The organism is Larkinella terrae (assembly GCF_009668025.1).
In the GTDB taxonomy this organism is placed as follows: Bacteria; Bacteroidota; Bacteroidia; order Cytophagales; family Spirosomataceae; genus Larkinella; species Larkinella terrae.
Genome location: NZ_WJXZ01000013.1, coordinates 134,758 through 147,713, shown reverse-complemented (window position 1 = coordinate 147,713; position 12,956 = coordinate 134,758). Strand labels below are relative to the sequence as shown.

At 51.6% G+C, this 12,956-nt stretch carries 11 protein-coding genes; 2 read left to right on the top strand and 9 right to left on the bottom strand.

Going from position 1 to position 12,956, the window contains the following annotated elements; all coding sequences use genetic code 11:
* Nucleotides 1–109: 109 nt before the first annotated feature.
* Entirely contained in the window at nucleotides 110–1,987 is a 1,878-nt protein-coding gene (locus GJJ30_RS21125) for a cytochrome-c peroxidase (protein WP_229313301.1), read from the bottom strand.
* Between the two features lies 1 nt (nucleotide 1,988).
* Nucleotides 1,989–3,473, bottom strand: coding sequence for a PhoX family protein (locus GJJ30_RS21120; protein ID WP_154177178.1), 1,485 nt, complete (start codon nucleotides 3,471–3,473; stop codon nucleotides 1,989–1,991).
* A 102-nt stretch (nucleotides 3,474–3,575) separates the two neighbouring features.
* On the opposite strand from GJJ30_RS21120, the gene dprA reads away from it, so the two are divergent.
* Nucleotides 3,576–4,682, top strand: coding sequence for a DNA-processing protein DprA (gene dprA, locus GJJ30_RS21115; protein ID WP_310588355.1), 1,107 nt, complete (start codon nucleotides 3,576–3,578; stop codon nucleotides 4,680–4,682).
* A 70-nt stretch (nucleotides 4,683–4,752) separates the two neighbouring features.
* On the opposite strand, the gene GJJ30_RS21110 is transcribed toward dprA, so the two are convergent.
* The 4 genes from GJJ30_RS21110 to GJJ30_RS21095 all read right to left on the bottom strand — a co-directional run bounded on the left by GJJ30_RS21110 (nucleotide 4,753) and on the right by GJJ30_RS21095 (nucleotide 10,012).
* Nucleotides 4,753–6,324 (bottom strand): DUF4394 domain-containing protein, encoded by a 1,572-nt coding sequence (locus tag GJJ30_RS21110; protein WP_154177176.1) that lies wholly within the window; start codon nucleotides 6,322–6,324, stop codon nucleotides 4,753–4,755.
* 198 nt (nucleotides 6,325–6,522) lie between these two features.
* Nucleotides 6,523–7,989 carry a capsule assembly Wzi family protein gene (locus GJJ30_RS21105; RefSeq protein ID WP_154177175.1) on the bottom strand — a complete coding sequence of 489 codons (1,467 nt, stop codon included), beginning with the start codon at nucleotides 7,987–7,989 and terminating at the stop codon, nucleotides 6,523–6,525.
* Between the two features lie 11 nt (nucleotides 7,990–8,000).
* Nucleotides 8,001–8,627 carry an orotate phosphoribosyltransferase gene (gene pyrE, locus GJJ30_RS21100; RefSeq protein WP_154177174.1) on the bottom strand — a complete coding sequence of 209 codons (627 nt, stop codon included), beginning with the start codon at nucleotides 8,625–8,627 and terminating at the stop codon, nucleotides 8,001–8,003.
* Nucleotides 8,628–8,728: 101 nt separating this feature from the next.
* Nucleotides 8,729–10,012, bottom strand: a complete 1,284-nt coding sequence (locus GJJ30_RS21095; RefSeq protein ID WP_310588354.1) for a hemolysin family protein — start codon at nucleotides 10,010–10,012, stop codon at nucleotides 8,729–8,731.
* Between the two features lie 145 nt (nucleotides 10,013–10,157).
* Here GJJ30_RS21095 and GJJ30_RS21090 point away from each other — a divergent pair, with 145 nt between their 5' ends.
* A complete protein-coding gene (locus GJJ30_RS21090; protein WP_154177173.1) occupies nucleotides 10,158–10,856 on the top strand; it encodes an NUDIX hydrolase in 699 nt (232 codons plus the stop codon).
* Between the two features lie 62 nt (nucleotides 10,857–10,918).
* On the opposite strand, the gene coaD is transcribed toward GJJ30_RS21090, so the two are convergent.
* From coaD to GJJ30_RS21075, 3 genes are all read right to left on the bottom strand, one after another.
* Complete coding sequence (gene coaD / locus GJJ30_RS21085; protein ID WP_154177172.1) at nucleotides 10,919–11,386, bottom strand: pantetheine-phosphate adenylyltransferase; 468 nt, start codon at nucleotides 11,384–11,386, stop codon at nucleotides 10,919–10,921.
* A gap of 36 nt (nucleotides 11,387–11,422) precedes the next feature.
* Nucleotides 11,423–12,295, bottom strand: a complete 873-nt coding sequence (locus tag GJJ30_RS21080) for a DUF3822 family protein (RefSeq protein ID WP_310588353.1) — start codon at nucleotides 12,293–12,295, stop codon at nucleotides 11,423–11,425.
* 125 nt (nucleotides 12,296–12,420) lie between these two features.
* The gene (locus GJJ30_RS21075) at nucleotides 12,421–12,909 is read right to left on the bottom strand and encodes an NUDIX domain-containing protein (RefSeq protein ID WP_229313299.1); all 489 of its coding nucleotides are present in this window, start codon (nucleotides 12,907–12,909) and stop codon (nucleotides 12,421–12,423) included.
* Nucleotides 12,910–12,956 lie beyond the last annotated feature (47 nt).

Genomic DNA, 12,956 nt, shown 5'->3' with positions numbered 1-12,956 from the left:
TATAAATAGTTGAGTTTTCAATTAAAATCCCGCTGAATTTAAAAATTGAGTAAAACTTACCTGTCACAAACGGAGGGCATATACGCTCATTTGAATGGGAATGATTCGGCTAGTTGCCAAATGAAGAGATAGAGGCTGATGGCCCGGATTCCGACAAAGATTTCAGGAAAGCGATCAGGGCGGTTTTTTCCTGGGGAGATAAATTTAATTTCTCAGCGGATAAAGTTTGATTGTTGAGAACGATCCCTAATCCTTTGCCACCCCCTTCGTTGTAAAATTCAACGACTTCTTCCAGCGTTCGAAACGAGCCGTTGTGCATATACGGAGCGGTCATTGCAATGTTCCGAACGGTTGGCGTCTTGAAAGCGTACTTCAAGGGTTCGAGCGCGAAACGGTCGTAGCGACCCCGGTCGGGATCGATCGTTTTCTGACCGGGCCGAACGGGAACGCCGATGACCTCCGACTCGGTTTGGGTAAAAACCGGCGGAACCGTTCCGTTGAACAAGGGTAGAAAGTGGCAGGTGCCGCACCTGGCTTTTCCCATGAACAGATTAAAACCGGCTAGTTCCTCAGCCGTTAAAACCGGTTTTCCCGACGAATTTCGCTCATTCCGCATGTACCGGTCGAACCGGGAGTTCAGGCTGGTCAGCGAGCGTTCGTAGGCCGCCAGCGCATTCTGAATGTGAATGGGTTCAATCCGATCGGTCAGATTCGGAAACGCCTTTTTAAATGCCTCCCGGTATTCGTTATTTTTCGGCAACAACAAAGCCACCCGCTCGAGCGAACCGTGCATTTCTTCCTTGTTGTGAATCACGTCGGACGACTGGTTTTCGAGCGTTTTCGATCGCAAATCGTAAAATTGACCACTTTGAAGGCCTACATTCCACAGCGTCGGCGTGTTGCGTCGGACGAAATTGCGGCCATTCAGAGTGGCGTTTTTGGGCAAACCGTCGGTAAAGGCTTTATCGGGCTGGTGGCAACTGGCGCACGAACGCTTGCCCCCGGCCGGATCATCGCTGGCGGATAAAATGGGGTCGGAAAACAGTTTTTTACCCAGGATCACCTTTGCCGGGTTCGATCGCAGGCTCACGTTCGGCGCATAGAAATCCGGATTGAAGGCGTTGCGGTCGAACAGGGTTTTGGCATCTGCTCGGAGCGCCCGGACTTCGTTAAACGGCTGAATGTTAATTTGTTGCTGATAAGCCAGCAGGTTCGCCGATAACGGATTGCCAAAGGTGGTGATAAAATGCGCCCGGTCGAAGGAGTCAAAACCGGTATGCGTGTGCAGGTAATTTTCGGATTGCTGCAGCATCCGGTTCAGGGATTCAAAACCGCCGGTTTCCGGATTTTCGTAAAAGGAAAGATACGTTCGAATGGTTTCCAGCGAAACCGCTGCTTCGGGAATGGCGGTTTGGCAAAGCGGGGTATCGAAGCCGCTGATTCCGAGCGTGATCATACGGAAAATCTGCAAGCGGAGCGCGTCAAAAACGTGCGCGTCGGTCAATTCGGTATCCCGCCAGAAATCCGCGTAACGGATCAGTTCCCGCCGGAGTTTTTTGAGTTCGCGGACCAGATCCGGTCGTCGTTTCGGATCGAATTTCGGGTAGATCAGTTCTTCGATAACCTGCAAACCACCCGGTTCAAAAACCGCCCCGTCTTCGGATTCCACTTCGGGCAGGGGCGGGCCATTCACCAAACGGGTGCTGGCCGGAAAGTAATATGCCGTGAATGGTTCCAGTTGTTTATATTCCCGTCGGGCCGCCAGAAATACGGTTTTTAGCGAATCGGGCGAGTTGCTCTTTTCGGCCAGGGGTAAAAACCGGTCGTGAATCAACGATTGATAGGCGGCCAAATTCCGGGAAAATGTTTGTTTTACGCGCCGGACGGCGTTTTTTTCTCCCGCAGATTTGGGTTCCAGTAAGCCGAAAACAATCACGAAAAAGGCGGTTGTTCCCAGAAAAAAAAACAGGGAAGGCAGGAGTTTCAAGTTATTTCGGAACACCTCGCACGATGACAATCTGACCACCTTCTCCCATATTCCCAATGGCACTGTCGTAGATATTGACGTCCTTCGTGATCGCGCTGCCGTCGGCATTAATGAACTTCGTGTCGCGCCAAGTGTGCGATTGCAGATTGATCAGAAACGTATTCGGCACACCGATGATGTCCGAGATATCGGTCATTGCGCCGTATTCCCAGGTGCTAATTCCTTGATGGCCAATGAGGTTGTATTTCTTCTGGAATTCGGGATCGCTGCGGTGGTGGTCCATTTCCAAGAACGGTTTCAGTTGCTTGGTTGTGATGCCATACTGCCAGATGCGGCCGTCGTGGTCCGGCACCGAAATGGGTGCGTCGCCATCTTCTCCGATGTACACGTAATTCTCGGTCACGCAGATGTTATCCGGATTGACGAGGCTCTTGCCGGGATTGCTGTACCCCTCAGCCACAAACGACAGTTTGCCTTTCAACGGATTGGCCGAGTCGAGTTCCAGCCGGTACACGCGGCCCCATTGCACCCGGTCGCTGGCGAACGAACCGGTCACGGCAAAATACAATTCCCGCCCGTTGGCCGCGCTGCCTTTGCGGTAATCGATGTCTTCGACGCGGGCAAACTGAATCGCATTTTTCTCCAGTTGCTGCGCGGCAATCTGCGCACCCGTAGCAGTTTTGGCATTCTCGATCTCCACAAATTCCACGTCGTAGCTCTGGTCGGCTTTCATGTTCAGTTCGACCGGGTCACTGTTGGTTCGGCGCAGGGTGTAAAGTTTGCCGTTTTGCAGGTCGCCGACGGTGTTGGAAACGTACATGGTTACCTGTCCATTGCCTTCATCTTCGGTCAACAAAATGACGGTTTTGTTGGGGTAGGAGTCTTTGGGCAGCGGAACCGCATTTTCGAACGACGCTTTCCCCAGAGCCGGAAGCGTGCGGTTTCCGTTCTTTTTGTCAGCAGCACCAAGCGGGTCAATCCCGTGAACCCGTCCCTCGGCATCGCTTTCGCCCGCCGTCAGGTAAAGCGGTCCGAAACCGTGTTCGGCGGTCGTGGCCAGCGTCGCGGAACACAATCGCCAGATACCGCCTTCGGCGTCGAGAATGTATTCGCCTTTGACGGGCTTAAAGGTTTTATCCAGGTAAACCCTTGAAACTGACCGGATCATTTCGTGATTCGTAATGAGGACATACCCATCGCCTGTCGGATTTTTCAGGATACCAGCTCCGTCGGGTTGCCCGCCCAACACAAAATTCGGAGACTGTTCCAGCTTGTCTTCACTGCTGACCAGCGGAAAAATTTCCAGGCTTTCAAAACCGGGCAGTTTTTTTACCAGCGGGGGCGTGATCGAATGGGTTTTCAGAACCACATCGGTTTGTGTGGGAGCCGAACCTCCTTTTTCTTCCTTATGACAGCCTGCCAGAGCCAGTGCTGCGAAAAACAGGAATTTGGGACGGAAACCGGAATAGCTGGACAATTTTGACATCGGGAACAGGGTATTTGGCAAAGGTAATTAATTTTTATTTTGACCATCACCGTTACTCCGGCGTTCTGCGTACGTCATGATAGAAACCTCATCCAGCATCGTGTGACCCCATCCGAATTATTTTATCAATCGGCCTTAACTTCCGTGCCAGGCGTTGGCGACGTTCTAATTCGTCAATTGATCAGTTATTGCGGCTCCGCTTCCGAGGTCTTTCGATCGACACTGTCAAAATTACGAAAAACGCCGGGTGTAGGAGAGGTGACGGCTCGCGCCATCCTGCATCCCGACGTGCTGCGGGCCGCCGAGGTAACCCAGCAGCAATGCGAGAAACTCGGCGTTCAGCAACTGTTTTATACGGAAAAAAACTACCCGGCCCGTCTCAAATCGTTTTATGACGCGCCTGCGATGCTTTACTTTCAGGGCGGGGCGGATCTTAACGCGGTTCGCACGATCGGCATTGTCGGGACCCGGCAGGCAACCGATTACGGCCGCCGGATCACCGAAGAAATTATTCATGCTTTACAGCCGTTTCGCCCTTTGATAATCAGTGGATTGGCCTACGGAATCGATATCGCAGCCCATCGGGCCAGTCTGGCGTGTGGCCTGCCGACCATTGCCGTAATGGCCAGCGGAGTGGATATTATCTATCCGTACGTTCACAGGAAAACCGCGCAGGAAATGTTGCTGCTCGGAGGCTTACTGACCGAAAACCGCCCCGGCGTCAAACCGGATGCCCGGCTGTTTCCGGCCCGAAACCGCATCATTGCTGGGTTGAGCGACGCCATTGTGGTGGTGGAAGCGGCCGCCAAGGGCGGGGCGCTGATTACGGCGGAATACGCGAACAATTACCACCGGGAGGTTTTTGCCGTGCCAGGGCACCTGAACCAGACGTTTTCGCAGGGTTGTAACAAACTGATTCGCGACAATAAAGCGCAGATTTATACCAGACCCGAAGATTTGATCGAATGTCTGAATTGGGATCAGCCCGTTGGAAAAACCGCTCTGATTGATAAAACCGCGCTGGCGCTGGAGTTTACGGAAGAGGAAAGCCAGATTCTGTCCCTGTTTCGGCAACAATCGGAATGGCACATCGACGAACTCAGCTGGCGAACGCAGATTCACATGGGTAAGCTGGCGTCACTGATGCTGAATCTGGAATTTAAGGGGCTGGTGCGGACGTTGCCGGGAAAAAAATACCAGTTGCATTAATGCACCTACGGTCTAGTCCGTGAAATCCGGATAATCACCTGAATTTCACGGACTAAAACCGCAGGCACGTTTAAAATCCTAATCCAATTGCAAAACCGCGAACCGTGGTCGGGAATGCACCTAAATTGGTCAGCGCACCCGTGGATAAATCGATGTTGTAGAGATTGGTAGAACTTCCGGACGTCAGCAGGGCGTACGCTTTATTACTGCGACCGCCAATATCAAATCCGTTGGTGGCCGTAATATCGAGGCCTAGCGGACTGCCGCCAACGACCGTTCCGTCATTGGGCGGTATCTGGCGGTACAGCCGATTGTTGAGGTCATCGAGATCGTACAAGACGGTTGAAGTCGCTCCTTGAAAATTATTCGAGTAAGCAACTGCGCGAACCGATGGTTTGTCGGTGGCTGCCGGACCAAAATTAAGCGGGCCATCTACCGCTACTTCCCCGGTCACCGGATTGATGCGCAGATTCTGCCCCGAATTACTGACCACCCGAATCCGGTCGACGGTGGGGTTGAAATCAAAACCGTAGTCACTGCCGGTCAATGCGGGTGTGAACGCACCGGAACCGATCAGGTTGGCCTGCGCATTCGTCGTGCCAGCCGGATAGGTAATGGCGTACATGCGGCTCGAGGAACCCAGCGCATACAATTGACCCGTAGCCGGGCGCATGTCGATACCCCGAATCGTTTCCCCGGGCTGTAGACCCGTAATGGTTCGCAGGTTCGGAGCAATATCCCAGGGATTGAAAATCAACAGGTTATTGCCACTCACAGCATACGCTACGGGATCGGTTGGAATGGCAAGCCCAATGATGGTTTTGGCTCCCAGATTGCCCAGTTTCTGAATGCTTCCGGTGGCCAGGTCAATCTGGCCTAATTCCGATTTGCCACCGACCCAGTACGCCAGCAAAGCCTGACTGTTGTCGGAAGAAATATCGAATCCGGCACTGCCCGAAATGTCTTTTCCCAGAGGGCCAACATCGACCAGCGTACCGTTGTTTGGCGGGTTTTGAATGTAAAGCCGGTCCGATGCCGGGTCAATGTCATACAGCGTCGTACTGCTGGCAACGCCCCGACTGTTGGTGTAAGCAACCGCCGAAATCGCCGGGCTTGTTCCGCCGTTGATGTTTCCGTCCTGACCCCCGGTTTGCAGCAATCCGGTATTGGGATTCAGACGCAGGTTCTGACCGTTGCTGGTCACTACCCGAATCAGGTCAACGGTGGGATTAAAATCAAAACCGGCCACGTCTCCACTCAGGGCAGGAGAAAAGGAGTCTACACTTACGGCCCGAGCCGCACCGCTTTCCTGATTGATTACGTAAATGCGACTGCTACTACCCAAACCATACAACTGACCCGTTGCGGGCCGGAAGTCAATCGCCAGAATTTTCTCATCGTCTTTCAAACCCGAAATGGGGCTGTCGGCCAGGACCGACTCCGGCATGGCAAGACTTCTCTTTTGAAGCCGGTTGTCGTCGGTCAGGACGAAAAACTGGAGGTCGGAAGCGGCCTCGCGACCGCTGCTGTGTTTACTGATGTCCGGATTCAGCGGTTTTTCGGAGTCCGTACATGCGTTCAGGCCGACCAGGAGTGCGATCAGTCCGGCACGCGCGGTTAGGCGGAGTTGAAAAGTACTCATCTTTCAAATTGTTTTAGAATGGTTAACTGTAGATAGGATAATTGACAGTCTTACGAATGATGAGTAGCTTTTGGATTGGCAGCAATTGGGAATATTAGGGTATGGTACAATCCTGAGTGGTTTACTAATTGATTGTGAATTAGTTATGAGGAAACTGGAAGAGAAAAGATAATAGAGGGAAAAAACCGAAGAGAAAAATTACCAGCTTTTTTTAACAGACACGAACGCGCCGGTTTGGTTGGCGTATAAACCGCCTTTGTCGAGCGCCAGATTCGCTGATAAAATCGTATGAGCCAGACGAGGTATTGAGATCTGAGCCGCCAGAGAGGCAGAAAACTGCTCAAAACGGGGATGATAAGGTTGGATATACGTACCGTAATTGCGACTGTAGGACGCCCGGGCAGTGAGTTGGACCCGATACAGAATTCCTTCCAGCCCCAGATACCAGACATTGACCCGGTTGTTCGGGAAAAAACCACCACCGATCGATTCCTGGACTTTGGCGGAATAGTCGGCGCGGGGCGCGATGAACGGCGTACCGATGGTTCGGCCAAAATACGACCAGCCTTCCCGGTATTGCCCGTGGTTAAAGTAATTGTCTGCGCCCTGATACTGAGCGGTTTGGTCGAAAATTGGTCCGCTCTGGTTGGTCATCGGCAACCACTCCACCACCGCCCCATTCCAGCGAAACCGGGCATTGGTGCTGGCCGATCGGTTGCGAATCCGCAGGCCCCACAAACCGTCGGGGAAATTGAGGTGGACGATTCCGCTGACGTCTTCGTAAAAATGCTGGTAATAGAGTAACGTATTCAGGCTGGAAGTGGTCCATTCAACCCCGTAATCGATGGAGCCAATGTGGTTGCCAATGCGGTTTTCACCGTCGAAACCGGTTTGCTGGTTACTCGCCTTCGGATAAAGACCAAAAATTAACGACAGATAATCCTGAAAGCTGGAAGGCAGATGGCCATTGACGGCCACCGAACTGCCAATCAGGTAGTCGGCGTGTCCGCCCCACTGCACCTGGTGGTTCATTCCGGCATAGACCTTTACTTTCCAGTGCGGTTTTCCGAAACGTCCGTAGAGGTATTTCTGGTGCAGAAAGGCTCCTTTGATGTAAGGCGCGTTGAACCAGCCGTGGGCGTACCCCAGTCGAAAAGCCAGAATTTTTTTGAGAAAGTTGAGCGGAACGTAATCCGGCGTATGCAGTTGAATTTTCGGGATCGGCATTGCATTCCCCGACCAGGCCACAAAACCGGAGGTCAGGGTCGTGTCGCCAATGCCGTAAACTTCCCGGCGACGACCGCCCCAGAGTTCCAACTGCCCGAATCGCACTTTTGCGTACAGTTCCGGCAAAAGAAACTGGTTGGTTTTGCCTACATTGACAACGCCGTACCCCCCGAATCCCCAATCGAACCGACTCTGTTTGACGGAGTCGGAAACCGTTCGGTAGTCACGTTTTATACTTCCCCGCAAGGTGCCGAACGGGCTTTGCAGGGGTACAATACCGTATTGATTGGTTCGCAACCAGAAGGGCGGCTGGCTCGCAGAACCACCCAGTCCCCCGAGCTCTAGTTCGGAATGAATCGGATTGGAAGCCCGGTTTGTCTGGGCCCAAACGGAGGTCGTCAGCAGTCCGCTTACCGCCCAAATGGATAGCCATCTCATCGGCCCTCAGGCTAGTTGTTCCATTCCGCCGGATTTTGTCGCCAGGCGGCTAATGAATCGGTGGCATCGGCGGCAATATAATTCAGCGCTTCGGCTTCCTTTACCAGGACTTCGTAATTGCTCAAACAGACGAGTTTTACGTTTTTATCCGTAAAATTCTGGTCTGCAATCGGAAAACCGTACGTGAATATGGCCGCCATGCCGAGCACTTCGGCCCCGGTCTGGCGCAATACATCGACCACCTTGAGCGAGCTGCCACCGGTCGAAATCAAATCTTCAATGACCACGATTCGCTGTCCGGCTTCCAGACGCCCTTCGATCTGGTTGCCCATGCCGTGCTTTTTGGGTTCGGGCCGAACGTAAAGAAAGGGAAGATTCAAGGCATCCGCGACGAGTGCGCCCTGGGCGATTCCGGCGGTAGCCACACCCGCGATGGCCTGAACATCCGGAAATTCACGCTGAATGGCCGCGGCTAACTCATTCCGAATATACGTCCGGGCATCCGGGTACGACAGGGCAATCCGGTTGTCGCAATAAATCGGTGATTTCCAGCCTGAACTCCAGGTAAAGGGCTCTTCCGGCCGTAACCGGACCGCTTTCACTTCCAGTAGCAATCGGGCAATGTTTGTTGCACTCATAGATGATTGGGAATTGACCATTGTCGATTGACCATTGACCATCGCTGTTGGAAGGCATCCGACGATGGTCGGTTGTCCATGGTCAATGGTCATTTAAAAAACTACTCTTCCGCCCGCTTCGTCACCAGAATTTTGTCGATGCGGCTTTTGTCCATGTCGATGATTTCGAACTGGTAATCCTGCCAGGTAAAGGTTTCGCCGGTTTTGGGAATGTCTTTAATAATCTGCAACGCAAAGCCGCCTAAGGTATCAAAACCGGTCAGGTCGCGCCGGTTCTGGATAACGATGTTAAAGTAATCCAGAAAATCGTCGAACGGAATCTGGGCGTCGACGAGGTAACTGCCGTCCTGCCGGTCCACAATTTCAAATTCAAATTCATTGGTGTCGGAAATGTCACCCACCAGCGCGTCCACAATGTCGTTGAGCGTGACCATGCCCAAGACACCGCCGTATTCATCGACGATGATGCCGACGTATTGCCGACGCTCCCGAAATCGTTCCAGCACCTGGTAAGCCATGTTGCTTTCTGGAATATACAGAATATCGCGCTTGAGTTCTTCCAGGCGGGTCAGTTGGTCGTCCAGGTCTTTTCCCAGAAAATCCTTGCTGTGAATAAGCCCAATCATTTCGTCCACTCCCCCTTTGCACAACGGATAGTGCGAATGCCGATGTTCAATAATGTATTGGCGGTTTTCCTCGACGGTGGCCTCCAGATCCAAAAAAACCATTTCCTGCCGGTTCGTCATTAGGGACGTAATCCGGCGGTCGCCAAGCTGAAAAACGTTCTGGACAATCTCCTGCTCGATCTCTTCAATAACCCCGCCCGACGTACCTTCCTGAATCAGGCTCTTGATTTCCTCTTCCGTAACCGCACTGGCGTTGGGTTTGATGTTCAGGATTTTGATGATCAAATCACTGGAAAAAGCAAGCAGGCTGATGAATGGAGCCGTAATTTTAGACAGCATATTCATCGGCCCCGCCATAAATTTGGCAATGCCTTCGGGGTTCGACAGACCGATTCGTTTCGGAACCAGCTCCCCCAGCACCAGCGACAGGTAGGTAATCAGGATAACGGTCAGCGTAACGGCGATGCTGTTGGCGTAGGGTTGTAGCAACGGAAACCGGGAAACAAAGGCCGAAATCTGATCGGTGAGGCTGTCGCCACTGAAAATACCGGTCAGGATGCCGATCAGGGTGATTCCGATTTGAACGGTCGCCAGAAACCGGTTGGGCGATTCGGCCAGTTTGAGAGCTTCTTCGGCCCGGCGGTCGCCGTTTCGGGCGTCGGTTTCGAGTCGGGCTTTGCGGGAGGACACGAGCGCGATCTCCGAGAGGGAGAAAACACCGTTCAGAATGACTAAAAAGAGAATTATTGCAAGTTCCACACGGGGGAAAGTTGGCGTTTTGCAAAAATAGTGGTTTTAGTTTCTCTTCAAAGATGAATGGTTTATCTAAATTTGTTTTCTGGTTCACGGTATTCGGTACGTCGACGATTCGGCGGTTCATTCACCCAGCAGTACAACTACGCACATGACCATTTTTATTGACGACCGGCCTATTCATTTGAAGAGTGCGAAAAAGGCCGAAAAACTACAGGATACCTCGCTGGCGAATCATGTGGATTATGACCGGATCATCGACGCCCGACTCGATGGCCTGAAGCTGGGCATGCTGAAAGGGCATTTGCTGGTGCTCAACACAACCCCGATGACGATCGAAAAGCTGGTCAATCTGCTCAACAATTACGAAATGGGCGACCTGAGCTCCGTTACACTGGTGGCGGCCGAGAAAAAAGCCGTTGAAGAGAAATTCAAAAGCCTGTTCCGGATTGTGAAAGCTGCCGGGGGCGTTGTGTTCAAGGAAGATAAAATGCTGCTGATGTTTCGCCGGGGCAAATGGGATTTGCCAAAAGGAAAGCTGGATGGCGACGAATCTTCTCGGGTGGCGGCCCTGCGCGAGGTAGAGGAAGAAACCGGAGTAATAGCCGCTCTCGAAAACCGCATCTGCACGACCTGGCACACCTATACGCTGAACGGAAACCGCATCCTGAAACGGACGAAATGGTACCAGATGAGCTGCATTGACGACTCCCGGATGCAACCTCAAGTTGACGAAGACATCGAGCGGCTCGAATGGATGGATCAAAAGAAAACCGCCCTGGCCCTCACCAACTCCTTCAGCTCCATCCGGTACGTAATTGATACGGTGAAGGAGAATGTAAATAATTAATTAACAATGAAAAATGAACAATTAATAATGAACCTTGCAATTGTCTTTTCATTATTAATTGTTCATTTTTCATTGTTAATTAACTGATAAGGCAAAAACTCGTCGATGTTTTTGGAATAGCGGTGGAGCTCGCGGATGATGCTGGAACTAATGGGAGCGAGGTGGGGTGAGGTGATCAGGAAGACGGTTTCAACGTCTTCGTACACGTACCGGTTAACTTGCGAAATGCTGTTTTCGTATTCAAAATCCGTCGTATTGCGCAAACCCCGCAGTAAAAACCGGGCGCCCAAATCCCGGGCGACATTGGCCGTCAGGTCGTCGTACGTAACCACTTTCACCGATGAGTAAGCTTCAAACGTCTTTTCAATCAGGGTGGACATCACTTCCAGTGGAAAATACCGCTGTTTCGAAGTGTTTCGGCCTATGCCGATAAAAATTTCGTCGAACAGTTTCAGGCCCCGCAAAACAATGTCTTCGTGTCCCTTCGTAAACGGGTCGAAGGAGCCGGGAAAAAGCGCAATTCGTTTCATAAAGTTAGGGAAGAAGGAAAGGAAGGTTTCGCTTCATCAATCGATGAGGGTGTTTCCGTACAAACTAAAATACCGATGCTCGGGTAAATCGTCAAATGCGGAAATTAGTTGTAATTCGGCTGGTGTCGAACCAAAGTGAATGTGGGGCAAAAACGATTCCAGGGACGCATAAATTTCGGCAAACGGCGTGATTTCCCCGAACAAAACCACCTGCAATTCTTTCGGTTCGGTTTTTAGTTCATTAATGACGTACAGAATATAATAGAGCAGATCGGTGGCGTTTTTGTACGAAAACCGGTTGCAGAACCGGAATTCACCCCCTTTTCGGAAAATGATCGTTACCGAGTCATCCTCGAAATTCAGGGATAATTTCTGGGCGGAACTCAGAACCGAATCCGTCGCTGATGTTGCCTGAATCAGGGCGCTGGACTGGTGAACGAGGGTTATTTGCTGAAGGGGATACGTGGCTGATAACCAATCGGTCAATGCGTTTTCGATGCTGAAAACCGCGTGAAATTCTTCTTTTTTGTGCGCGTAAGCCAGCGCGTGTTCCGACAGCGAAAGCGGATTGCCCCGCATCAACTGAAGGTATTGAGCCGCGTATTCTTTCCGAAACAGACCGGAAGGTATGAGTGTAAACGACGGCGAATTAACCGACACATGAATATTCTTCCAGTAAGAAGACTGAAGGATCGGGTGGTTTTGGTAAATGGTCCGTAACGAAGGCAATAACGGGCTTTCGGTCAGCAGGGTAGGAAATGTGTAGTCCTCGAGCCAGACACATTGCCGCTTCACGGGTTCCACGATGCAAAACCGAAAACGTTCTTTACCCATTTCCAGACAAAGCTGGTGGGCGTCGGTCATCGAAACATCAAACGAATCTTCCCGAATGGCAACGGTTGGGGTCACGGTAGCAATGGTGTCGATACGCACAAAAAGTTAATTAAGGATTGTGTACAGTGGGAAGTGACACGTTTACCAGATTCGGTAACATATCATGGATTAAAAGTACAAAAATACCCGACAGACCGTCGCTATTGTTTCAAATAACCTTTTAAATGGAAAACATCGTCCATGGATCGACACTTCCGAAATAACTGGTGAACTTCATTTTCGGGGAAACTTTTGATTTCGTCAAAGGTCATTAGCCGAACTTCAGTAATAATCTGCCGGTCGGCACTCATTTCCGGATCGAAACCCTGCCGGAGTTGACCGCCCACGATCTGAACATCGAAAAACAGTTCCATGGCATGCAGGGGAGTCTGCATGAATTCGTTGACGAACTGCAACTCGCCAACTTCAATAGAAAGGCCGGTTTCTTCGTGAAATTCCCGAACGAGGGCCTCGTAGGCGGTTTCTCCGTATTGAGGCCCTCCACCCGGCGGGCACCAGAATGTGTCGGTCGGACCGATACCCCGGTGCCGAACCATCAGCAATTTTTCGTCGATCAGGCACAAACCGCATACCCGCAATCGCAGGCGATTGCCGTACAGCCGCATTACTTCTTCGCGTGCAATATCCAATGGTTTCAATAGTTTTTGGCAGCGCAAAGGTAAAGATTAATAAAAAA